Genomic DNA, 22811 nt, shown 5'->3' with positions numbered 1-22811 from the left:
GCCGCGATCAGAGCCCCGTGACGCCCTCGTCGCCGTAACCCTCGGCCTGCTCGTCGAAGGTCTCGTGCTCGAGCAGATGGAGGATCGGGACCCCGATCCGGCGTCGGGCCTTGGAGGTCCAGTCGAGGTGGAAGAACTCCGCCACCACGTGCGGCCTGGTCAGGATGATCGCCTCGCGGCCGTCCACAGCGGCCACCTTGGCGGCCAGCGCGTCGATGGGCGGGTCGGTGACGATCTCGCCGATCGCGGTGGCGCCGCTCGCGCGCAGCGCTTCGATCGTGGTCGCGAGCTCGGCGCTCGAGCGCTCCTCGCAGTCCTTGCGCACCGCGTCGAGGTCGACCTCCCCCATCGGCATCGTCGGGGTGGCGAGCATGTCGCCGGCGGTCAGCGAGCCCATCGCGGACTCGATACGGGCTGCGGCGTCCTCGAGTGGGAGCAGCACGTGATAGGTCACCGGCTCTTCGAGAGCCTCGTGCAACGAGTGCACCTGGGCGGCGTCATGGGCGGTGAGCGCCTGCTCGACGAGAAGCACGACGGCGTAACCCTGGCCGGGGCCTCCGGACGAGTTGTCGGATGAGTTGTCGGACATGGAGCGCTGCCTCTCTGTCGGCCGTTCGTCGAATCAGTCGACGCTCAGGATCCTAGCCAGGTCGTAGTTGACCGGCTCCTCGAGCTGGTCGTAGCCGCACGACTCGGGATCGCGGTCGGGGCGCCACCGCCGGAACTGGGCGGTGTGCCGGAACCGCCGGCCCTCCATGTGGTCGTAGGCGACCTCGAGCACCCGCTCGGGCCGCAGGGGGGTGAACGAGAGGTCCTTGCCCTGGCTCCACCGGCTCTGGGTGCCCGGCGCCCGGTCCGGGTTGGCGGTCAGGAACTCGTTCCAACGTCCCCACGGGTGATCGGCGATGTCCACGACGAGCGGCTGAAGCTCCTCGATCAGCTCGGCCCGGCGAGCCGCGGTGAAGCTCGCGCTCACCCCGACGTGCTGGAGCTCCCCATCGGCGTACAGCCCGAGCAGCAGGCTGCCGAGCAGCGGCTTCTCGGGCGTGCTGGTCTTGTGCTCGCGGTAGCCGGCGACCACGACGTCGGCGGTGCGCTCGTGCTTGATCTTGAGCATGCTGCGAGCGTTCTGCTGGTACGCCGACCCCAGCGGCTTGGCGACCACGCCGTCCAGCCCGGCCCCCTCGAACTGGTGGAACCACTCCTCGGCCAGCCCCGGGTCGGTGGTCGTACGGGTGAGGTAGCAGGGGCCGGTCAGCCCCGCGAGCGCCTGCTCCAGCGCGGCCCGCCGCTCCGCGAACGGCCGCTCGGCGTACGACTCGTCGCCGAGCGCCAGCAGGTCGAACGCGACGAACGAGGCCGGGGTCTTCTCGCTGAGCATGTCGATGCGCGACGCGGCCGGGTGGATCCGCTCCTGGAGCACCTCGAACTCCAGCCGCTGGTGCCCCTGGTCGTTGCGCAGCGCGACGAAGACCTCGCCGTCCAGCACGCAGCGGTCGGGGAGCCGCTCGCGGGCGGCCGCCACGACCTCGGGGAAGTAGCGGGTCAGCGGCTTGGTGTTGCGGCTGGCCAGCTCGACCTCGTCGCCGTCCTTGAACAGGATGCAGCGGAAGCCGTCCCACTTGGGCTCGAAGCTCAGGCCGCCGTGCTTGGCCGGGTCGGGGATCCCCGACACGGACTTCGCGAGCATCGGCTGGACGGGCGGCATCACGGGCAGGTCCACGGGGTCGAGGCTAGCCTCAGCCTCGATCCGGCCGCCGCTCGTCAGCCTCCGCAGGAGGCCGTGCGCGTCGACTTGGTGAGCGAGGGGCCCTTGAGCACTCCCGGCGAGCGGTTGAGCGGGAAGCCGCGCTGCCAGTCCGAGAGCAGCGTGGTGTTGGCCATCTCGACGCCACCGTCGACGCCGACCAGGCTCAGCCGCAGCGTCATCGGCACCCCGCCGGTGATCCTGCGGGCCTTGAGCACGCCGACGGGCTGGTTGTCCGCGAACCAGGTGACGTGGTCGTCCATCAGCTCGACGGCGACGGAGGGCGCCTTGCCCTCGATGCCCCCGAGGTTGATCGTGCGCGTCCAGCGGGTCGTGCCCTTCGCGGCGCCGATCAGGGCGGTCGCCTGGCCCTGCTGAACCTCGGCGATCGTGATGTTGTGGGCGCCGCAGTCGTAGTCCCGGGCCCGCTCGGGCACCAGCTCGGCGCGGACCAGGTAGCGAGCGCCGCCGGTCAGCGTGACGGTCCTGAGCTTGACCTCCCACCGGCCGTAGCTCTGCGCGTTGCCGTGCAGCGTGGTGGCGGTCGTCCCCCGGTTGCCGCTGCCGTAGCGGTCGGTGCGTCCACTCGACAGCCCGAGCTGGCCGCTGCGCTTGGCGACCCGCCCGGTGCCGCCGAGGTACTCCGTCCACACGCCCCGGGGCCGCGAGCCCCGCCAGGGCTTGGAGGTCAGCGACTCACCGGAGGTCCAGTCGAAGTCGAAGATCGGGTAGCCCCAGTTCCACCGCAGGGCGGCGGTCTGGGACGTCCGCCTCAGGCTGGGGCGGGGGGCGGCGGCGTACGTCGTCCGGTCGGGCCGCTCCGGCGTCCGGGTGGCGACGGCGGGCCGGTCGGTCGACGCCACGACGTCGAAGTAGGTCGGGAACGACGGGTACCAGCCGATCCGGTTCCCATCGCTGGTCACGTCGGCCTCGACCACCCGGTAGACGGGGGTCCCGATGCCCTGGGTGAGGTCCAGGAAGCGGCCCTCGCCCGTGGGCCCCACGACCGTGACGCCGACGGGCAGCCACGCGGTCGCACCGACCCGGCGCTGCAGGGTCAGCACCCGGCCGGGGAACACCGGCATGCCCGCCTTGGGCGCGGTGTCGGCGACGATCACGAACGGCAGCCCAGCCGTGACGGTGGTGGTGGCCGTCGCCCGCCCCGATCCGGGCACGAGCTGCTCGGCCCACAGCACGACGTCCTGCTGGTCCGGGAAGAGGTCGAGCTTCTCGGTGACCAGCGCCCCGGACTTCACGCGGAACCCGATGTCGATCATGTCCGGGGCCGGGTAGCGGAACGAGAACGACCCGTCCGCCCGGGTCCTGGCCGAGAACCCGTCGACGTCGAGCCAGCTGTCGCCGGGGCGGTTCAGGAAGCGCTGCATGGTGATGGTGCGCACGCCCGGCCGCGGGAGCCGGCCGGTCCAAGTGAGCGACTGTCCGCCGACGAACCGGGCGGGGGAGACGGCGAGCGTCCCCGTGCCGGCCGCCTGCTTGACGGTGGCCGTCGGAGCCGACCCGGCCGCCGGTGCACCGGGCGCCGCAAGGACGCCGGCCAGGGCCATCGCGGCGATGGCGGTCAGCGCGACCAGAGACGTCGATCTGCGCGTTCTCACGGTGTTCCCTCCACATCCGAGTTTGCGGCAGGTGGCCCGCTCTCCGCTGGAAATCGGTCGGGCCCCGTGGTGTGCATCGGCGGGAAGGTCCGGTACCTGAGGGCTGGGCGGCCGGCGCAACCTGTGGGCTGACAATCCCCGGTTGGTCTGCCGGGCCGAGGTGCTGCCCCGCCGGGCGGGCCCTGGGCTTTCTCACCTATCCCCGGTTGGTCTGCCGGGCCGAGGTGCTGCCCCGCCGGGCGGGCCCTGGGCTTTCTCACCTATCCCCGGTTGGTCTGCCGGGCCGAGGTGCTGCCCCGCCGGGCGGGCCCTGGGCTTTCTCACCTATCCCCGGTTGGTCTGCCGGGCCGAGGTGCTGCCCCGCCAGGCGGGCCCTAGGCTTTCTCACCTATCCCCGGTTGGTCTGCCGGGCCGAGGTGCTGCCCCGCCAGGCGGGCCCTAGGCTTTCTCACCTATCCCCGGTTGGTCTGCCGGCAGGGCCCGCCTGACTTTGAATCAGGACTAGCGACGTAGGTTCGACTCCTACCCGGGGAGCTCCAGCTCCGCAGCGGCGACCCGCACGGCGGCGTCGACGCGGGCGCGGTCGCCGGTGGCGAGCAGGTCGAGCAGGCCGCCGCGGAGCACCGCGAGGGCGAGCGTCCGCCGGTTCCGGCCGCGGGCCGTACGGCGCTCGGACGCGGGCTGGGCCCGCGCCAGCAGGCCGATCCAGTCCTCGACGGTCGTGCGGGCGAAGTCGCCCCAGGGCCCGGTCGGGTCGACCAGGGAGCGGGCGTAGGCCTCGACCCAGATGCGCAGCAGTGCGTCGTGGGCCGGGTCGGCGAGCCAGGCCCAGGTCTCGACGAGCGTGCCGGCCAGCCCGCGGGTGGCGGGCTCGTGCGATCGCAGCCACGCGAGCTCGTCCTCGCGGGCCCGCGCGAGGAGTCGGCGTACCAGCTCCTCCTTGCTGCCGAACAGGAACAGCAGCACTCGCGGGCTCGACCCGATCGCCGCGGCCAGCGGGCGCAGTGACAGGTCGCTCAGTCCGTGTTCGAGCGTCCATTCATAGGCCAGCTCGAGCAGCTCGGTCTCGCGGGCCGAGGGGCTTGTCGAGGGAGGTGGCACCCGCCTAGTGTGACACCACTGAAACAGTCGTGTCAGTAGCGGGAGGCGAGATGGACATGGTGATCCGCGAGCTGGGGCGGCCCGGCGACCTGGGCTGGGTGGTGATGGCCCACGGTGAGCTGTACGCGCGGGAGTACGGCTGGGACGCGACCTTCGAGGAGCTGGTCGCCGGGATCGTCGCGGAGTACGCCACGGCGAGGCACCCGGACCGGGAGCGCGCCTGGGTGGCCGAGGTCGACGGCGAGCGGGCCGGCTGCGTGTTCTGCATGCGCAGCGACGAGGAGGACACCGCCCGGCTGCGGATCCTCCTGGTCCACCCGGTGCACCGCGGCCTCGGCCTGGGGACGCAGCTCGTGGCCCGGTGCGTGGAGTTCGCCCGGGACGCGGGCTACGCGCGGGTGACGCTGTGGACCAACAGCGTCCTCACCTCGGCCCGCCGGATCTACCAGGCGGCCGGGTTCGAGCTGGTCGGCGAGCAGCCTCACCACAGCTTCGGGCACGAACTGGTCGGCCAGACCTGGGAGCTGGACCTGCACGCAATAGAGTGATGCTTCCGACCACTCGGAGGGGGATCTGCGTGAGCGCAGGACAGTCGACCGGACTGACCGTCATCGTGCTGGCCGCCGGCGGCGGCACGCGCATGAAGTCCAAGACCATGAAGGTGCTGCACCCGATCGCGGGGCGCACCATGATCGGCCATGTCCTGACGGCGGCCCGGGCCATGCAGCCCGACCGGATCGTCGCGGTCGTGGGCCACCAGCGCGAGCAGGTCTCCGAGCACATCCGCGAGCTCGGGCCGGACGTGGTGCTCGCGGTGCAGGAGGAGCAGCTCGGCACCGGGCACGCCGTCCGGGTCGCGATGGAGGCGGTCGGTGACACGTCCGGCACCGTGGTGGTGGCGTACGGCGACACCCCGCTGCTGGAGGGCGAGTCGCTGCGGGTCTTCGCCGCGGAGCACGAGGCCGCGGAGCGCGCGGTGAGCGTGCTCAGCGGGATCGTCGACAACCCGTTCGGCTACGGCCGGGTGCTGCGCAACCACGAGGGCGACGTCGAGGCGATCGTCGAGGAGAAGGACGCGACGCCGGAGCAGCGCGAGGTGTGCGAGATCAACTCCGGCATCCTCGCCTTCGACGCGGAGTTCCTGCGCAGCGCGCTGCCGCGCATCGGCAACGACAACTCCAAGGGCGAGTACTACCTGACCGACACGATCGCGATCGCCCGCGAGGACGGCCTCACCGTCGGGGCGCACACGATCGAGGACGTCATGCAGACCGAGGGCGTCAACGACCGCGCCCAGCTCGCGCGGCTCGGCGCCGAGCTCAACCGGCGCATCGTCACCCGGTGGATGCACGACGGCGTCACTGTGATGGATCCCGCCACGACCTGGATCGACGCCGACGTGGAGCTCTCGCCGGACGTCACGATCCTGCCCGGCACCCAGCTCCTCGGCACCACGGTCGTCGCCGAGGACGCGGTGATCGGCCCCGACACCACGCTCAAGGACTGCGAGATCGGGGCAGGTGCCCGGGTCGTGCGCTCGCACGCCGAGCTGGCCGTGATCGGCGGCGAGGCGACTGTCGGCCCGTTCTCCTACCTGCGCCCGGGCACCAACCTCGGCGCCGGCGGCAAGATCGGCGCGTTCGTCGAGACCAAGAACGCGACGATCGGCGACGGGGCCAAGGTGCCGCACCTCTCGTACGTCGGCGACGCCGACATCGGGGAGGGCGCCAACATCGGCGCGGGCACGATCTTCGCCAACTTCGACGGGGTCGACAAGCACCGCACGAAGGTCGGTCGGCACGCGAAGACCGCCTCCAACAGCACCTTCGTCGCGCCGGTCGAGATCGGCGACGGGGCCGGCACCGGTGCTGGGACCGTCGTACGCCGCGACGTGCCGCCGGGCGCCCTGGCCGTGTCGAGCGGACCCCAGCGCAACATCGAGCGCTGGGCGCTGACCAAGCGGGCCGGCACCGCCCAGTCGCGTGCCGCCGAGGAGGCGCTCGCCGCCGAGGACGGACCGGTCGTCGGTCCGGACGGTGAACGGGACGTGGCAGAATCCTGACCATCCCACTCCGGCGACCGAGGAGCAACGCACCGTGACCGGAATGAAGAAGACCACCGAGAAGAACCTGATGGTCTTCAGTGGCCGGGCCCACCCCGTGCTCGCCGAGGAGGTCGCCACCCTGCTGGGCACCCCGCTGACTCCGCAGTCGGCCTACGAGTTCGCCAACTCCGAGATCTACGTGCGCTACGAGGAGTCGGTGCGCGGCTGCGACGCGTTCGTGATCCAGAGCCACACGGCTCCGATCAACGAGTGGATCATGGAGCACCTGATCATGGTGGACGCGCTCAAACGAGCCTCCGCCAAGCGGATCACTGTGGTGATGCCGTTCTACGGCTACGCCCGCCAGGACAAGAAGCACAAGGGACGCGAGCCGATCTCGGCGCGGCTGATGGCCGACCTGTTCAAGACGGCCGGCGCCAACCGGCTGATCACCGTCGACCTGCACGCCGACCAGATCCAGGGCTTCTTCGACGGTCCCGTCGACCACCTGATGGCGCTGCCGATCCTCGCCGACTACGTCCGCGACAAGTACGGCCACCAGCCGCTCGCGGTGGTGTCGCCGGACGCGGGCCGGATCAAGGTCGCCGAGCGCTGGTCGGCCCGCCTCGGTGGCGCGCCGCTGGCGTTCATCCACAAGACCCGCCGCACCGACCGGCCCAACGAGACCGTCGCCAATCGGGTCGTCGGCGACGTGCACGGCCGGATGTGCGTGCTGGTCGACGACATGATCGACACCGGTGGCACGATCGTGAAGGCCGCCGAGGCGCTGATGAACGACGGCGCCGCGGGCGTGATCATCGCCGCGACCCACGCCATCCTCTCCGACCCGGCCGTCGACCGGCTCAAGAACTCCCCGGCCGCCGAGGTCGTGGTCACCAACACGCTGCCACTGCCCCCGGAGCGGGAGTTCGACAAGCTCACCAGCCTCTCGATCGCGCCGCTCGTCTCTCGGGCGATCCGTGAGGTGTTCGAGGACGGCTCGGTGACCTCGATGTTCGACGGGCACGCCTAGTCACCGACCTCAGCTCAGATCGTCCCGCCAGTCCTCCCACTGCCGGCGCAGCACGGTCGGCAGGTCGCCCTTGAGCGCCTGCTCGAGCGCCGCGACCTGCGCCGCGTCGAGCGCCAGCGCCGGCCGGGCCCGGCCGACGACCTGGGCGAAGGCCTGCCCGCGGCCGGCCCAGCCCGGCGCCTCGCGCAGGTAGCGGTCGACGTACGGCGCCAGCAGCCCGGCCTGCTCGGCCGACCAGAGCCCGCTGACGAGCGCGCCGAAGCGACGATTGTCGACGTCCGGGTCGGCCGCCGCGGCCCACGCCTCCGCCTTGGCCTGCTCGGTCGGCCGGGCGGCGAGCGCGGCAGCCGCGCCGAGCTCGGCCTCCACGCCGGGCTCGCGGAGCCGCTGCTCCTCGACGAACGCGGCGTCCGCCGCGCCCGTCTCCGCCAGCCGCCGCACCGCACGCCAGCGCAGCGCGGGGGAGAGCGGGAGCTCGCCGACCCGGCCGGACTCGAGCCAGCCGGTGAGCGTCGCGGCCTCGCGCGAGGTCGCAGCGAAGCCGGACGCGAACGCCAGCGCGAGTTCGGGGGTGCAGGCGTGCATGAGCCCGGTCTCGCACGCCGACGCGATCCCGTCGAGGGTGGTCGCCGCGGCCCCGGCGGGCACCCGCAGCGGCAGTACCCGGTCGAGCGTCCGCGACAGCACCGCCGACACCAGCGACGCGCTCCGCTCCCCGGCCAGGTGCCGCTCGACGACGTCGACGAAGGCCAATGGGTCGAGCGCCCGGGTCTGCGTCTCGTCGAAGAGCATCGTCCAGAGCACCGCCCGGGTCAGGTCGTCGTCGACCCGGCAGAGTCCGCTCCCGACCGCCGCCCGCGATGCGGGGTCGAGCACGACCCGGGCGAACGTCTCGCCGTGGCTGTTCGCCACGACGACTCGTCCGGCGAACGCGGGCAGGGGCACCGGCTCGTCGCCCAGGTCGACGAGCTCGCTGCCGACCTCCGCCCAGGAGTCGTCGTACGCCGTCACCCGCAGCCGGTGCGGCCGGACGCCGTCGCGGTGCAGCACCGGCACGGTGCCGTCCGGGCCGCCGCGCTGCACGCGGACGGTGTCGAAGCCGGTGGTCCGCAGCCACAGCCGCACCCACTCCCGTACGTCCCGGTCGGAGGCCTCGTCGAGGGCGGCGACGAAGTCCTCGAGCGTGGCGTTCGCGAAGCGGTGCCGGGTCAGGTACGTGTTCACCCCGCGCAGGAACGTCTCGTCACCGAGCCAGGTCACCAGCTGCCGCAGCACGGAGTTGCCCTTGGCGTAGGAGATCGAGTCGAAGATCGTCGCGGCCGAGTCGACGTCGGGCACGTCCTCGGCGTCCGGGGCCACGGGGTGCGTGGACCGGCGCTCGTCGGCGTCGTACGCACCGGGCTTGCGCAGGGCCTCGTGCCCGAGCAGCGCGCCGGGGAACCCGGCGCCGTCGGCGGCGACCCGGTAGCCCATGTAGTCGGCGAACGACTCCTGGAGCCAGGTGTCCTCCCACCAGGTCATCGTCACCAGGTCGCCGAACCACATGTGGGACATCTCGTGGGCGATGACCGCGGCGCGGAACATCCGCAGGTCCTCGGGGACGGCGCCGCGGGGGAGGTACTCGTCGCGGTAGGTGACGCAGCCCGGCATCTCCTGGGCGCCCCAGTTGAGGCCCGGGACGAAGACCTGGTCGAAGGAGTCGAACGGGTAGGGCTCGGTGAAGATGCGGGCGTAGTGGTCGAAGCAGCCCTCGGTGATCGCCCGCAGCTCCTCGGCGTCGCGGTCCAGCTCGGCGGCGAGCGAGGCGCGGGCGTGCCAGCCGAACGGCAGCCCGGCGTGCTCCCAGCGCCGCGAGACCCAGGGCCCGGCGGCGACCACGAACAGCGCCGGGGGGATCGGCGGCGTCGGCGCGAACGACCACTCGCCGGCCTCCGACTCCGACGGCGAGGACAGCGTCCGGCCGTTGGCCAGCACGGTCGAGCCCGGGTCGGCCCGGACCGTCAGCGCGATCGGCGCCTTGACGTCGTTCTGGTCGAAGCAGCAGAACACCTTCTGGGCGATGTCCATGCCGAGGTAGGCGCCGACGTACGTCGCCCCGTCGGCCGGGTCGGTCATCCGGTGCATGCCGTCGCCGTCGGTGACGTAGGGCAGCCGGGCCGCCACCACGAGCTCGTGCGCGCCCGCCAGCCCGGACAGCCGCAGTCGCCGGCCGTCGTACGCCGGCGGCACGACGCGGCCGTCGAGTGTGACGGACAGGTCGGTCGCCGCGGTCAGCTCCAGGAAGGTCTCCGGCGCGCTCGTCGTGAAACGCACCCTGGTGCGGCACCCGAAGGTCCCGGCGGCGGGCGAGGTCAGGTCGAGGTCGACGGCGTACGAGACCTCCGAGATGGCGGCGGCGCGGGCGCGTGCCTCCGCGAGGGTGAGGGACCTGCTGAACGACATGGTCCGACCCTACGGATTGGCTCCCAGCGCCGTGACCCCGCTAGACTCTCGAGGTTGCCTCGGCGAGGGAGCACCCCAGTGGGCTCCGTGATCGACAGGGCTGGCTGATCCGTCCGGATGTGCCCCCGCGATCTGCACCGCGCGCCGCGGCCCGAGACCTGAAACAGCCAGCACCACCGAGGAGAAGAGCCACCATGTCCGAGAAGATCAAGGCCGAGACCCGCACCGAGTTCGGCAAGGGCGCCGCCCGCCGGATCCGCCGCGAGAACAAGGTCCCGGCCGTCGTGTACGGCCACGGCAACGACCCGATCCACGTCACGCTGCCCGGCCACGAGACGATGATGGCGCTCAAGCACGGCGGCGCGAACGCCCTGCTCGAGCTGGACATCGAGGGCAAGACCCAGCTCGCGCTGACCAAGCAGGTCCAGATCGACCCGATCAAGCGGCTCCTCGAGCATGTCGACTTCGTCGCCGTCATCAAGGGTGAGAAGGTCACCGTCGACGTGCCCGTGCAGCTGGTCGGCGAGGCCGCCCGCGAGACCCTGGTCGTGACCGAGAACGCCACGATCCAGCTCGAGGCCGAGGCCACGCACATCCCCGAGTACATCGAGGTCGACATCGAGGGCGCCGAGGCCGGCACCCAGATCCACGCCTCGGACCTCAAGCTGCCCTCCGGCAGCACCCTGCTCCTCGACCCCGAGGCGCTGGTCGTCAACGTGACCGCGCAGCAGTCCGCCGAGGCCCTCGAGGCCGAGCTGGAGGAGGCCGAGGCCGAGGCCGGCATCGAGCGCGAGGAGTCCGACAAGGACGTCGACGAGGTTGGCGCCGAGTCCTCCGAGGGGTCCTCGTCCGAGGAGTGACCCTGCTCCACCTGTTTCGTAGAAAGGGCCGGGATCCCGTGGCCGACTCCAGCGCGCCCGTGTGGCTGGTCGTCGGGCTGGGCAATCCCGGCCCTTCCTATGCCGGCCACCGGCACAACGTGGGCTACCTCGTCACCGACGAGCTCGCCACCCGGATGGGCGCGTCGTTCCGTGCCCACAAGTCCGGGCGTGCCGAGGTGGTCGAGGGCCGGCTGGGGATGCCCGGCCAGCCGGGCCCGCGCGTCGTGCTGATGCGGGCGCGCGGCTACATGAACGAGTCCGGCGGCCCGGTCAAGCAGCTCGCCGGCTTCTACAAGGTGCCGCCGGAGCGGATCGTGGCGATCCACGACGAGCTCGACATCCCGTTCGACACGATGCGGGTCAAGCTTGGCGGCGGCGACAACGGGCACAACGGCCTGCGCTCGATGCGCTCCTCGCTCGGCACCGGTGACTTCTACCGGGTCCGGGTGGGGATCGGCCGTCCGCCGGGGCGACAGGACGTCGCGGACTTCGTGCTGTCGAACTACTCCAGCGCCGAGCGCAAGATCCTGCCGTTCCAGGTGGATCGCGCCGCCGACGCCGTGGAGACGCTGATCACCGAGGGGCTCGAGACCACGCAGCAGCGCTTCAACTCCTGATCGACGTCGACCCGCCCGAAACTTTCGGGCGGGTCAACGCAGGATCCGGTGCTCGATAGGGTTCCGCACATGAGCTTCGACCCCGGCACCCCGCCCGCCGCCGCCGCGACCGACGACCACGTGCTCGCCGCCTGGCTGGCCACCGTCGCCGGCGAGCGCCTCCTCGAGGTGCGCACGGAGGGCCTGGAGGGCCGCGAGCTCAAGGACGCCGGCGACCGCGCCGCCCACGAGCTGCTGATGGGCCTGCTCGCCGAGCACCGTCCGGGGGACGCCGTCCTGTCCGAGGAGGGCAAGGACGACAAGGCGCGGCTCGCGAGCAGCCGGGTCTGGATCGTCGACCCGCTCGACGGCACCCGGGAGTTCTCCGAGGTGCCGCGCGACGACTGGGCCGTGCACGTCGCCCTGTGGGCGGACGGTGACCTGGTCGCCGGCGCGGTCGCCCAGCCGGCGCTCGGCGAGACCTTCCACACCGGCGCGCCCCCCGTCGTACCCCCGAGCACCGCGCCGCGGCCGCGCATCGCCGTCTCGCGCAGCCGCCCGCCCGCGTTCGTGAACGCGCTCGCCGAGGAGCTCGGCGCCGACCTGGTCGCGATGGGCTCGGCCGGGGTCAAGGTCATCTCGGTCGCTCGCGACCTCACCGACGCCTACGTCCACGCGGGCGGGCAGTACGAGTGGGACTCGGCCGCGCCGGTGGCGGTCGCCCGGGCGGCCGGCCTGTTCACCTCGCGCATCGACGGCACGCCGCTGCTCTACAACCAGGAGGACGTCTACCTCCCGGACCTCATCGTGTGCCGTCCCGAGCTGGCCGAGCGGATCGTCGCGTTCATCAAGGAGCACGGCCTCGAATGACGATCCGGCATGTGCTCCTCGACGCCGACGGTGTCCTGCAGAGCGTGCCTGGTGGCTGGCTCGCGGCCGTCGAGCAGTTCGTCGGTGACGGTGCGATCGAGTTCCTGGAGCAGACGTGGGCCGAGGAGCTGCCCGCGCTGCGTGGGGAGGGCGACTTCCTCGCCGAGTTCACCCGCGCCGTGGAGCGCCGCGGCCTCGACGTGGACGCCGCGGAGTTCTACCGCGCCGTCTGGAACGCCATCGAGGTGGCGCCGGAGTCGGTGGACCTCGTGCACCAGCTGCGCGCGGGTGGGTACGGCGTGCACCTGGGGACCAACCAGGAGCGGCACCGCGCGGCGTACATGCGCACGGTCCTCGGCTACGACGACCTGTTCGACGTCAGCTGCTACAGCTGCGATCTCGGGGCGGTGAAGCCGGAGCGCGCCTACTTCGAGCGGGCCCTGGACCAGATCGGCGTCCCGGCGGCGCAGGTCCTGTTCATCGATGACAACGTCGCCAACGTCGAGGGGGCGCGGGCGGCCGGCCTCGCCGCCGAGCACTGGGAGCTCACCCGGGGTCTGCCCGAGCTGTGGTCGTTGCTCGCCGGCCACGGCGTCGAACCGGGGCGCTAGTCCGTTGCCAGAGGCGGCCGCAAGCGCGAGGGTCGTCCCATGACGGCCTTTGTCGCACACACGACCATCGACTGCCGCAACGCCTACGAGCTCTCGGAGTGGTGGAAGCGCGTGCTCGGGTACGTCGACCTCGACGGCGACCCGAACCTGCCCGGGCACGAGGAGTGCATGATCCGCGATCCCGAGACCGGACACCGGCTGCTGTTCATCGAGGTGCCCGAGGAGAAGGTCGGCAAGAACCGGCTCCACCTCGACCTCCGACCGCGCAGCGGCACCCGGGACGCGGAGGTCGAGCGGCTGCTCGCCCACGGTGCGGTGCAGGTGGCCGACCTGCGGGGGCTCCACGGGCCCGGCACGGGCTGGGTGGTGCTCGCCGACCCCGAGGGCAACGAGTTCTGCATCCTGCGCTCGGAGGGTGAGCTCGCGGGGTAGCCGCCGCAGCACGGAGAACGACAGGTGAACGAGCCCGGGGAAGGCACCCCTGGCCCGTTCGGACTACGGATCGACGGGCGAGTATGACCCGATCCGACCAGGTGAAACGTCGAGGGTCGGTGAGTTCGTCAAAGGAGCCGGCGCTGTTCGCGCGGCGTTCATCGGCGACGGTCCCGTCGTTCTGGTGACGTCTCGACACTTCAGGCGATCCAGCACCCCGCTCCACCGAGCGCATCGTCAGAAGGCACCGCGTGACCACCCTTCCTGTGCCGGGCACGTCCACAGACGTCCGTCCCCGCAAGATCTCCCGCAAGTCCACGGGAGCCGATGCGGTATTCATCCACACCATCCGGACCGTCGGGACCGTCGTCCTCGTGATCACCGGCGGGGTCGGGCTGTTCCTCGGCTGGCAGGCCTACCCGACGGCCCAGAACTACGGCCTCGGCTTCTTCACCGAGTCGAGGTGGCTGCCGGAGGCCGACGTCGTCGGCATCGCGTCGGTGCTGACCGGCACCTTCTGCGTGGCGACGGTGGCGATGGTCATCGCCTTCCCGCTCGCGCTGCTGACCGCCCTCTACATCAGCGAGTACGCACCCGCGTTCCTCAAGAACACGCTGGTCTCCCTGGTCGACCTGATGGCCGCGGTGCCCTCGATCATCTGGGGCCTCTGGGGCTTCTTCCTGATCATGCCCCACGCCGCGGAGCTCGCGATGTGGCTGGACCGCAACCTGGGCTGGCTGCCGTTCTTCGACGTCCACGACGCCGATCCCAACGCCGCGGTCGTCGACACCGTGATCTCCCAGTACAGCTTCAGCATGTTCTGCGCCGGCATCGCGGTGGCGATGATGGTGCTGCCGATGTCCTGCGCCGTCATGCGTCAGGTGTTCTCCCAGACCCCGGAGGGTGAGAAGGAGGCGGCGCTCGCCCTCGGCGCGACGAAGTGGGGGATGGTCCGCACGGTCGTGCTCCCCTTCGGGCGCGGCGGGATCATCGGCGGCACCATGCTCGGCCTGGGTCGAGCGCTCGGTGAGACGATCGCCGTGCTGCTGATCCTCTCGCCGTCGTTCGAGGTCAAGGGCCGCATCCTCGAGATCGGCGGCAACACGGTCTCCGCCCTGATCGCCGGCCGCTTCGGGGATGCCGACGACACCCAGCTCTCGGCGCTCCTGGCCGCAGGGTTCGTGCTGTTCCTCGTCACCCTCGCGGTGAACACGCTCGCCGCCGTGATCGTCAACCGCAGCCGCTCGGGCGCCGGGACGGACGCCTGAGATGACGCTCGCACCCGAGACCGGCGTCGCGGCCGCCGGCACCACGCACCTGCCCGGGTACGACGACGACGCCCCGCCCGCGATCCCGCGACCCGCCCTCGGCAAGCCCACGGCCGACGAGCGCTTCGTCCGCTACGGCACCGTCGCGGCCGGCTTCGCTCTCGCCTGGTTGATCACCCAGCGACTGCTGCCCCTGGCCGGCCTCCCCTGGCTGCTGGTGGTGTGGTTCGTCTGCGTGCTGGCCGTCACCGGTGTGACCGCGGGTCTGTCGGGCGGACCGGTCGACATCCGCGACCGGATCGCGGCGACCACGATCACCGCCGGCGCCGCCGTCGTCGGTGCCGGGCTGGTCAGCGCGATCGTGTTCGTGGCGCTGCGCGGCTGGCGGCCGATGACCCACCTCAACTTCTTCACCGACGACATGGCGGGCGTCGGGCCCAAGGATGCATTCACCCAGGGCGGTGTCCTGCACGGCGTGGTCGGCTCGCTGATCGAGGTCGGCATCGCGGTCGCGGTCACGCTGCCGCTCGGCATCGGGACCGCGGTCTTCATGAGCGAGGTCGGCGGCCGCTACGCCCGGGTGGTGCGGACCGTGGTGGAGGCCATGACGGCGCTGCCCTCCATCGTGGCCGGCCTCTTCATCTACACCGTGCTCATCGTCGCCCTCGGCTATCCCCGGTCGGGCCTGGCGGCCGGGCTCGCCATCGGCGTGATGATGCTGCCGATCATCGCCCGCGCCTCGGACGTGGTGCTGCGCGTCGTCCCGAGCGGCCTTCGAGAGGCCAGCCTCGCCCTCGGGGCGAGCCGCTGGAAGACCGTGTGGCACGTCGTGCTGCCGACGGCTCGTCCGGGTCTCGCGACGGCCTGCATCCTCGGTGTCGCGCGCGGGGTGGGTGAGACGAGCCCGGTGCTGCTGACCTCGGGCAACGCCCAGTTCCTCGTCACGAACCCGACCGACGGCGTGATGAACTCGCTCCCGCTGTTCATCTACTCGCTCGTGCGCTCCGGTGAGCCCACCGCGATCGCCCGGGCGTTCGCGGCCGCCACCGTCCTGCTGGCCATCGTCCTCGTCCTGTTCGTGCTCGCACGCCTGCTGGCCCGGCCCAAGCGGACCAAGCGGACCAAGGTCAGCCGGCGGCTCACCGGCGGGACGAACCGGCGAGGTCTCAACCTGCGCCGGGGCGATCCGCTCGCCGCGATGGGCCCGGTCAACCCCGCCGACGAGCTCGCGCAGCGCTACCCACCCGCTCCGACCGAGGAGATCCCGTGACCCGCCTGATCCGCACGATCGTGGCCTTCGCCCTGACCCTGGCCTGCATCGCGGCCCTGCCGGGTACGGCGAGCGCGACCGTCTACGCGCAGATCGAGGGCACCGGCTCGACCTGGTCGGAGCTGATCGTCCAGCAGTGGATCGCGGACGTCGACGCCAACGGCATGAAGGTCGTCTACACCGGGGGCGGCTCCACCAAGGGCCGCAAGGACTTCTCCCAGGACAGCACCGACTTCGCGATCTCCGAGATCCCCTACCAGGGCACCGACGAGCAGGGTCAGGCCGACACGAGCAACGGCCGCGAGTTCGCCTACCTGCCGATCGTGGCCGGCGGTACGGCGTTCACCTACCAGCTCAAGGTCGGCAACGACCTGGTCCGCAACCTCCGGCTCTCGGGCGAGACGCTCGCGAAGATCTTCACCAACCAGATCACCAACTGGAACGACCCGGCGATCACCGAGGACAACAACGGTCGCAAGTTCCCGTCGATGCCGATCAAGCCTGTCGTCCGTTCGGACGGATCCGGCACCACCGCGCAGTTCACGACGTGGATGGACCACGAGTACCCGAGCATCTGGCGTCCCTACTTCGGGCAGTCCGGGCTGACGTCGTACTACCCCAAGCACGGCGGGCAGATGATCAGCCAGGCCGGCTCCGACCAGGTGATGAACACGATCAAGGGCTTCGCCGGCAACGGGACCATCGGGTACGTCGAGTACTCCTACCCGCTCAACGCCGACTTCCCGGTCGTGAAGGTGCTGAACAAGGCGGGCTACTTCGTGGAGCCCACGCAGTACAACACCGCCGTCGCGCTGACCAGGGCGAAGATCAACCAGGACAAGAACAGCCAGCTCTACCTGACCCAGATCCTCGACGACGTCTACACCAACCCGGACCCGCGGGCGTACCCGATCTCGTCGTACTCCTACATGATCATCCCGACGGGCAAGGACGACCCGAGGATGACGACCGCGAAGCGGCAGACGCTGGCGGACTTCACCTACTACTCGCTGTGCGCCGGTCAGACGAAGGCCGGCCCCTACGGTTACTCCCCACTGCCGCTCAACCTGGTCCAGGCGGGGTTCTCCCAGATCGCGAAGCTGAAGACGGCGGACCCGGACGTCGACCTCACCGACCGGGACGTCACCAGCTGCAACAACCCGACGTTCGACGGCAAGAACCTCAGCCACAACGTGCTGGCGGAGAAGGCTCCGCAGCCCGCCTCCTGCGACAAGGTCGGCGCAGGCCCGTGCGGAACCGCCACCGGCACCAACCAGCCCAGCACCGACGACCCCAACGCGTCGGGCGGTGACGGCACCGGCGGTGGCGATGGCGGCGGGAACGCGGGCGCCGGGTCGGGCGCCGGCGGGCCGGGTGACGCGCCGGCCGCCATCGATCCGGAGACCGGCCTGGCCGTCGGCGACACGGGCACGGCGACCTCCGGGGACGCGGTGTTCGCCAACCCGACCGAGCTCGCCGCCAACCGGGCCGTCGACCAGCGGACCTTTGGCTGGCTGGCGGTGCTCGAGCTGCTGGCGCTCGTGCTGCTGCCGGGGTTCTACGTCGCAGCGCTGCGCCGCCGGGTGAACGGTGGCCGGTCGTGAGGCGCGCGCTGGCACTGGCGCTGCTGGTGATCGGGCTCGCTGTGCCCGCGGCAGCTGGTGCGCGGCCTGTTGTCGGCGGCGGGTTTGAGGGGTCTCGAGGCTCAGGCGCTAGCGCGCCTTCGCACCTCGACCGGCGGACGGCTCGCGCTGGCGCGCCTTCGCACCTCGACCGGCGCACGGCCAAGAGCGGGTGGAGCGAGACCAAGACGCTGTCCCGGAAGTTCGTCCAGGCGGACGGCTCGACGTACTCCTTCCCGAGCCACACGGTCACCGTGACCGCGGACGAGACCACGAACCTGCGCGGCCGCCAGCGGATCCTCATCCGCTGGAAGGGCGCGCAGCCCAGCGGTGGCCGGGCCAGCAACCCGTACGGCGAGAACGGGCTCAACCAGGAGTACCCGGTGGTCGTCATGCAGTGCCGGGGCGTCGACGACCTCTCACTGCCGGCGAAGAAGCAGCTGCGGCCCGAGACCTGCTGGACCGCCTCGGTCGTGCAGCGCTCGCAGATCACCCGCTCCGAGGGCGAGGCGTCCTGGACCCACGACCTGGCGGCGGCGCCCGAGGACAAGGGCCGGATCACCGGGCTCGACCCGTTCCCCACGGCCGAGGAGTGCCCGGCGGCGGACATCTCGCCGTACTTCACGAAGCTGACCCCGTTCGCCACCGCGAAGGGTGAGACGTTCGTGGCCTGCGACGCCGACCACATGCCGCCGGAGGCGGCCGTGGACGCGGCCTTCCCGCCCGCCGAGATCGCCGCCTTCACCGACACCGACGGCACCGGGTCGGTGCAGTTCGAGGTGCGCACCGACGTCGAGAACGAGTCGCTGGGCTGCAGCGACAAGGTGGCCTGCTCGATCGTGGTGATCCCGATCGTCGGCCTGAGCTGTGACCAGCCGTCGACGCCGATGACGATCTCCGACCAGGCCTGCCGCAAGGGCGGCAGGTTCCCCGCGGGTTCCAGCAACTTCGCCAACGAGGGCGTCGACCAGGCGGCCTCGCCCGCGCTGTGGTGGGCGCCGTCGAACTGGCAGAACCGCTTCTCGATCCCGATCACGTTTGGTCTGCCGCCGGACACCTGCGACCTGCTCGACCCGCGGCCGCCGACCGGCTTCTACGGCTCCGAGCTGCTCGCCCAGGCCGCGCTGCAGTGGGCGCCGGCGTACTGCCTGAACAAGCAGCGCTTCAAGTTCCAGCTCAACCAGATGCCGGACATCGCGGGCTGGAACCTGATGGAGAACGGCGGCGGCGTGGCGGCGGAGGTGTCCTCCGAGCACCCGCGCAGCGGCACCGACCCGATCGGCTACGCCCCGACCGCCGTGACCGGCTTCGCGATCGGCTACCAGATCGACAAGCCGGACAACGCCGGCGAGTACACCGACCTCAGGCTCAACGGGCGGCTGCTCGCCAAGCTGCTGACCCAGTCCTACCTGGGCTCCGACCTCGGGCGAGCCCACCCAGGCATCGGCGACAACCCGCTGGCGATCATGAGCGACCCGGAGTTCATCAAGCTGAACCCGGGGCTCAGCCCGAACGCCCAAGAGGCCGGCGCGACCGTCCTGTCGCTCTCGAACTCCTCGGACGTCATCGAGCAGCTGACGGACTACATCGCCCACGACCAGGCCGCGATGGCGTTCATCCACGGGAAGAAGGACCCGTGGGGGATGGTCGTCAACCCGAAGTACAAGAACATCGACGTGCCGCGGGCCGACTGGCCGATGCTCGACACCTACGTCCCCGAGACGCAGAACACGTGCCGCCAGGACAACCCGGCGGTGTACTTCAGCCAGCTGGCCGCCCCGGTGAGCACGATGCGGGACATCGCGGACGCCCTGCTCGACTCCTGGCCCAACGTCCAGACGCGGTGCGAGAAGGACTTGGGGACGGGCCTCTACAAGCTCGGCCGGATCGACCGGCAGTCCTACGGCTCCCGGTTCATGCTCGGCATCGTCAGCCTGGGTGACGCCGATCGCTACGGACTGCGCGCGGCCGCGCTCGAGGCCAAGCCGGGCACGTACGTCGAACCCGACTCCCGGTCGTTGGCCGCCGCTGTGCAGCTGGCCGACCAGCGCAAGAAGTACCACCCGTTCGCACTCGACCAGGGGGACGTGCGTCGATCCGGCGCCGCCTACCCGGGGACCATGGTCGTCTACACCGCGGCCCGGCTGCAGAACCTGGCGAAGGACGACGCAGCCAAGGTCGCCCAGTTCATCCGGATCTCCACGACCGAGGGCCAGAAGACCGGTAGTGGGAACGGAGAGCTGCCCGGCGGCTTCCTGCCGATCACCCGGACCGGGCCGACCGCGAAGCTCTTCGACGCCGCCCAGGAGACGGCCGACGCGATCGAGGCGCAGCACACCACAGGACCGGCACCGACCGACGGTCCGGATGCTGGCGGCTCGGACGGTGGCTCGGTCGCCCCCCCGCCGGGTGTGCCCGACGAGGAGGAGCCGTCGACCGAGCCGGTCCCGTCCGCTGCCCCGTCGGCGCCTCCGACCGCCGTCTCGATGCCGGCCACCGAGCCGGTGGGTTCGGAACTCGCCGGAGGCCTGCTGCCCCTGCTCATCCTGCTCGGCGCCGTCGGCTGCGTCGCGGCGACGGCGCTGCGGGTGGCGGCGCCCGTGGTCCGGAGGCGGGGATGACGGTGACGCTCGAGAAGCCGGCGGGCCGGCCGCGGTCTCTGCGGAGGCCCCAGCTGCCCGGCGCGCGACCGGGTCGGCGGCAGGCGGACCGTCGACCGCGCCCGGCGCCGCGACCCGCGGGGCCACCGTCGAGCACGGACACCGCGGCCTCCGTGCTGTCCACGTCGTTCACGATGATCGCGATCGTCTGCCTCTGGATGGCCGCCCAACTGCTGTTCCTCGGCTCGATCTCCCAGCAGCGTGCGCAGGACCTGCTCTACGGCGAGCTGCGCACCGACCTGGCCGGGGCCACGGCGCCGGTCGGCCCGGTCGTCCCGGTCGGCGACCCCATCGCGCTGCTGACGATCCCCTCTCTGGGCATCGAGCAGGTGGTCGTCGAGGGCACCGCCTCCGGCGACCTCCTGGCCGGTCCCGGCCACCGCCGCGACACCGTGCTCCCGGGTCAGGTCGGCACCTCGGTCGTCTACGGCCGGGCGGCGTCGTACGGCGCGCCCTTCGCCGACCTGCCAGACCTGCACGCGGGCGACGAGATCGAGGTGACCGGCGCCCAGGGCGTCGCCACCTACACCGTCCTCGGGGTGCGCCGCGCGGGCGACCCGCTGCCGCAGCCCGTGGTGGAGGGCGGCGGCCGCCTGACGCTCGTCACCGCGGAGGGCGCCGGTCGCCTCGGCGCGATCGCGCCGGAGTCCGTCGTCTACGTGGACGCGGACACGACCAAGGCGTACCCCGCGCCTCCCGGCCGCCCCTCGGTGGTCCCCGATTCGGAGAAGGCGATGGCCGCGGACGCCGGAGCGTTGCCGCTCCTCGCCCTGTGCCTGGCCCTTCTCCTGGCGCTGACCCTCGGGGTCGTCGCCGCCCGTCAGCGATGGTCGACGGCGCTCGTGTGGGTGGTCGCCAGCCCCCTCGCGATCGCGTTGTCCTGGGCCTCCACGGATGTGGTGATGCGACTGCTGCCCAACCTGATCTGACCGTCCGTGCCGTCTCGGGGCGGCGTCTTCACGACAGCCAATGCACATCATCACAGGAAGCGAACGACACATGTTGGTACGCAAGTCCCTCGCAGCCGTCATCACGGCCGCCCTCGCCGGCTCGGCCGTCGTCTTGTCGGCCGGAACGGCCTCGGCCGCCGAAGCAGACGACCCCACGTTCACCCCCGTCGCCGGTGACCTCATCGGCGTCGGGTCCGACACCATCCAGACCACCCTCCACCTGCTCGCCGAGCGGGGCTGGAACGCGCAGACCCCCGCGCCCGCGTACAGGATCGCGAGCTTCGCGGCCCTGGGCGGCGGCAACATCACCCTGCCGAGCGGCACGATCCCCCGGCCCAACGGCTCGGGTGCCGGCAAGGCGCTGCTGTACGGCGCCGGCAACAACGTCGACATCGACTTCGCCCGCTCGTCCTCGGGGCCCAGCACGAAGGAGGTCCAGGCCGGTCTGCAGAGCATCCCGTTCGCTCTGGACACCTTGGTGATGGCCGTGTCCCACAGCACGCCCACCCACGCGCCTGACACGCTCACGCCGGCGCAGATCGTCTCGATCTACAAGGGTGAGGTCACCAACTGGTCGCAGCTCGGCGGCCAGGCCGGTGTGATCGCGCCCAAGATCCCGCAGCCGGGCTCCGGCACCCGGGGCTTCTTCACCGACCAGCTCAAGGCGATGAACGGCGGCGTGGCGGTCGACTTCGGCGCGAGCGTGGCCGAGGTCCAGGAGCACGACGACGCGCCGATCAAGAACGACCCGAACGCGATCGCCCCGTTCTCCAAGGGCCGCGCGGGGCTTCTCGGCACCACGCTGCAGCTCGAGAAGGGCTGGAGCGCCGACCGCGCCCTGTACACCGTCGTCCGCGGCGCCGACCTCGCCCGCGCCGACATCCAGTCGGTCTTCGGTGAGGACGGCTTCGTGTGCTCGACCGACGCTCGCGCACTGATCGAGGAGTCCGGGTTCCAGCAGCTGGCCACCGCGGCACACGGCGGCGTGTGCGGCTCGCCGACCCAGACCGCGACCACGAACTTCACGATCAACCAGCAGGTCACCACCACCACCTCGCTGCGGGCCAGCAGCGCCAAGGCGAAGACGGCCACCCTGGTCGCCACCGTGAGCGGCTCGACCCCGCCGTCGGGCTCGGTCGACTTCTTCGAGGGCGACACCCAGGTCGCCAACGACGTGCCGATGGTCTCGGGTGCCGCTAGCACCACGCTCACCGGCGTGGCCGCCGGATCGCACACCTACCGGGCGGTGTTCCAGCCCGCGGAGGGCTCGATCTTCGAGGCGTCCGAGGGCACCGCCACCGTGCGGGTGAAGACCTCCGCCACCATCTCCGAGACCTTCCCGGCCTCGGTCGCGGCGGGCGCGAAGGCCAAGGGCACCGTCAAGGTCGTCGCCGACGGCGCGACCGCCACCGGCACCGTGAAGATCAAGCTCGGCAACAAGACGCTCAAGAGCGCCACGCTCAAGGGCGGCAAGGCGACGTTCACGCTCAAGCTCGCGAAGGGCAAGAACAAGCTGAAGGCGGTCTACGGCGGCAACGCCAACGTCGCCGGCGCGACGAAGGTCTTCACGATCAAGCAGAAGTGACACCCGCACCACCAGTGGCTCCCGTTTCACCGTGACACCGGCCGTGCCGGTCCGCCCCCGCCCCGGGCCTGTCGCTTATACAC

The 22811-nt window shown here is 71.5% G+C and carries 19 protein-coding genes and 1 tRNA gene; 15 read left to right on the top strand and 5 right to left on the bottom strand.

The window, feature by feature from the left end:
- Window positions 1–7 precede the first annotated feature (7 nt).
- The 3 genes from QQZ14_RS00405 to QQZ14_RS00395 are packed head-to-tail and all read right to left on the bottom strand — an operon-like array spanning window position 8 to window position 3363.
- Window positions 8–589, bottom strand: coding sequence for a hypothetical protein (locus QQZ14_RS00405; RefSeq protein ID WP_284532174.1), 582 nt, complete (start codon window positions 587–589; stop codon window positions 8–10).
- Window positions 590–622: 33 nt separating this feature from the next.
- On the bottom strand, window positions 623–1723 hold the full coding sequence (locus QQZ14_RS00400) for an ATP-dependent DNA ligase (protein ID WP_284532173.1): 1101 nt from the start codon (window positions 1721–1723) through the stop codon (window positions 623–625).
- 41 nt (window positions 1724–1764) lie between these two features.
- The gene (locus QQZ14_RS00395) at window positions 1765–3363 is read right to left on the bottom strand and encodes a hypothetical protein (protein ID WP_284532172.1); all 1599 of its coding nucleotides are present in this window, start codon (window positions 3361–3363) and stop codon (window positions 1765–1767) included.
- 455 nt (window positions 3364–3818) lie between these two features.
- On the opposite strand from QQZ14_RS00395, the gene QQZ14_RS00390 reads away from it, so the two are divergent.
- Window positions 3819–3897, top strand: a tRNA-Gln gene (locus QQZ14_RS00390).
- Here the strand turns inward: QQZ14_RS00390 and QQZ14_RS00385 are convergent.
- On the bottom strand, window positions 3886–4464 hold the full coding sequence (locus QQZ14_RS00385; protein ID WP_284532171.1) for a TetR/AcrR family transcriptional regulator: 579 nt from the start codon (window positions 4462–4464) through the stop codon (window positions 3886–3888). The two genes, QQZ14_RS00390 and QQZ14_RS00385, sit on opposite strands and share 12 nt — an antisense overlap.
- Before the next feature lie 50 nt (window positions 4465–4514).
- Here QQZ14_RS00385 and QQZ14_RS00380 point away from each other — a divergent pair, with 50 nt between their 5' ends.
- The 3 genes from QQZ14_RS00380 to QQZ14_RS00370 are packed head-to-tail and all read left to right on the top strand — an operon-like array spanning window position 4515 to window position 7541.
- Entirely contained in the window at window positions 4515–5012 is a 498-nt protein-coding gene (locus QQZ14_RS00380; protein WP_284532170.1) for a GNAT family N-acetyltransferase, read from the top strand.
- Window positions 5013–5041: 29 nt separating this feature from the next.
- Complete coding sequence (gene glmU / locus QQZ14_RS00375) at window positions 5042–6526, top strand: bifunctional UDP-N-acetylglucosamine diphosphorylase/glucosamine-1-phosphate N-acetyltransferase GlmU (protein ID WP_284532169.1); 1485 nt, start codon at window positions 5042–5044, stop codon at window positions 6524–6526.
- 43 nt (window positions 6527–6569) lie between these two features.
- Window positions 6570–7541, top strand: a complete 972-nt coding sequence (locus QQZ14_RS00370; RefSeq protein WP_342395212.1) for a ribose-phosphate diphosphokinase — start codon at window positions 6570–6572, stop codon at window positions 7539–7541.
- A 9-nt stretch (window positions 7542–7550) separates the two neighbouring features.
- Here the strand turns inward: QQZ14_RS00370 and pepN are convergent, their stop codons facing one another.
- The gene (pepN, locus tag QQZ14_RS00365) at window positions 7551–9983 is read right to left on the bottom strand and encodes an aminopeptidase N (RefSeq protein ID WP_284532167.1); all 2433 of its coding nucleotides are present in this window, start codon (window positions 9981–9983) and stop codon (window positions 7551–7553) included.
- Window positions 9984–10177: 194 nt separating this feature from the next.
- On the opposite strand from pepN, the gene QQZ14_RS00360 reads away from it, so the two are divergent.
- The 11 genes from QQZ14_RS00360 (at window position 10178) to QQZ14_RS00310 (ending at window position 22728) form a co-directional block, all read left to right on the top strand.
- Window positions 10178–10843, top strand: a complete 666-nt coding sequence (locus QQZ14_RS00360) for a 50S ribosomal protein L25/general stress protein Ctc (protein ID WP_284532166.1) — start codon at window positions 10178–10180, stop codon at window positions 10841–10843.
- A 38-nt stretch (window positions 10844–10881) separates the two neighbouring features.
- The gene (gene pth / locus QQZ14_RS00355; protein WP_284532165.1) at window positions 10882–11481 is read left to right on the top strand and encodes an aminoacyl-tRNA hydrolase; all 600 of its coding nucleotides are present in this window, start codon (window positions 10882–10884) and stop codon (window positions 11479–11481) included.
- Window positions 11482–11550: 69 nt separating this feature from the next.
- On the top strand, window positions 11551–12330 hold the full coding sequence (locus tag QQZ14_RS00350; protein ID WP_284532164.1) for a 3'(2'),5'-bisphosphate nucleotidase CysQ: 780 nt from the start codon (window positions 11551–11553) through the stop codon (window positions 12328–12330).
- Window positions 12327–12941 (top strand): HAD family hydrolase, encoded by a 615-nt coding sequence (locus QQZ14_RS00345; protein ID WP_284532163.1) that lies wholly within the window; start codon window positions 12327–12329, stop codon window positions 12939–12941. The genes QQZ14_RS00350 and QQZ14_RS00345 overlap by 4 nt, the downstream gene beginning before the upstream one ends.
- A gap of 39 nt (window positions 12942–12980) precedes the next feature.
- A complete protein-coding gene (locus QQZ14_RS00340) occupies window positions 12981–13373 on the top strand; it encodes a VOC family protein (RefSeq protein WP_284532162.1) in 393 nt (130 codons plus the stop codon).
- Between the two features lie 251 nt (window positions 13374–13624).
- Window positions 13625–14641, top strand: coding sequence for a phosphate ABC transporter permease subunit PstC (pstC, locus tag QQZ14_RS00335; RefSeq protein WP_284532161.1), 1017 nt, complete (start codon window positions 13625–13627; stop codon window positions 14639–14641).
- A 1-nt stretch (window position 14642) separates the two neighbouring features.
- Window positions 14643–15911 (top strand): phosphate ABC transporter permease PstA, encoded by a 1269-nt coding sequence (gene pstA, locus QQZ14_RS00330; protein WP_284532160.1) that lies wholly within the window; start codon window positions 14643–14645, stop codon window positions 15909–15911.
- A complete protein-coding gene (locus QQZ14_RS00325) occupies window positions 15908–17515 on the top strand; it encodes a phosphate ABC transporter substrate-binding protein PstS (RefSeq protein ID WP_284532159.1) in 1608 nt (535 codons plus the stop codon). Before pstA ends, QQZ14_RS00325 begins: the two co-directional genes overlap by 4 nt.
- A gap of 272 nt (window positions 17516–17787) precedes the next feature.
- Window positions 17788–20154, top strand: a complete 2367-nt coding sequence (locus QQZ14_RS00320) for a hypothetical protein (RefSeq protein WP_284532158.1) — start codon at window positions 17788–17790, stop codon at window positions 20152–20154.
- Between the two features lie 152 nt (window positions 20155–20306).
- A complete protein-coding gene (locus QQZ14_RS00315; protein ID WP_284532157.1) occupies window positions 20307–21122 on the top strand; it encodes a sortase in 816 nt (271 codons plus the stop codon).
- A gap of 70 nt (window positions 21123–21192) precedes the next feature.
- A complete protein-coding gene (locus tag QQZ14_RS00310; protein ID WP_284532156.1) occupies window positions 21193–22728 on the top strand; it encodes an Ig-like domain repeat protein in 1536 nt (511 codons plus the stop codon).
- The last annotated feature ends 83 nt before the right edge of the window (window positions 22729–22811 follow it).

This window comes from Nocardioides sp. T2.26MG-1, assembly GCF_950101795.1.
Lineage (GTDB): Bacteria > Actinomycetota > Actinomycetes > Propionibacteriales > Nocardioidaceae > Nocardioides.
This window is presented reverse-complemented; position numbering and strand designations above follow the sequence as displayed.

Coding starts and splice junctions, on each gene's coding strand:
- QQZ14_RS00405 (WP_284532174.1), bottom strand. CDS start 589: ATGTCCGACAACTCATCCGACAACTCGTCCGGAGGCCCCGGCCAGGGT.
- QQZ14_RS00380 (WP_284532170.1), top strand. CDS start 4,515: ATGGACATGGTGATCCGCGAGCTGGGGCGGCCCGGCGACCTGGGCTGG.
- QQZ14_RS00370 (WP_342395212.1), top strand. CDS start 6,570: ATGAAGAAGACCACCGAGAAGAACCTGATGGTCTTCAGTGGCCGGGCC.
- pepN (WP_284532167.1), bottom strand. CDS start 9,983: ATGTCGTTCAGCAGGTCCCTCACCCTCGCGGAGGCACGCGCCCGCGCC.
- QQZ14_RS00360 (WP_284532166.1), top strand. CDS start 10,178: ATGTCCGAGAAGATCAAGGCCGAGACCCGCACCGAGTTCGGCAAGGGC.
- QQZ14_RS00350 (WP_284532164.1), top strand. CDS start 11,551: ATGAGCTTCGACCCCGGCACCCCGCCCGCCGCCGCCGCGACCGACGAC.
- QQZ14_RS00345 (WP_284532163.1), top strand. CDS start 12,327: ATGACGATCCGGCATGTGCTCCTCGACGCCGACGGTGTCCTGCAGAGC.
- QQZ14_RS00340 (WP_284532162.1), top strand. CDS start 12,981: ATGACGGCCTTTGTCGCACACACGACCATCGACTGCCGCAACGCCTAC.
- pstA (WP_284532160.1), top strand. CDS start 14,643: ATGACGCTCGCACCCGAGACCGGCGTCGCGGCCGCCGGCACCACGCAC.
- QQZ14_RS00310 (WP_284532156.1), top strand. CDS start 21,193: ATGTTGGTACGCAAGTCCCTCGCAGCCGTCATCACGGCCGCCCTCGCC.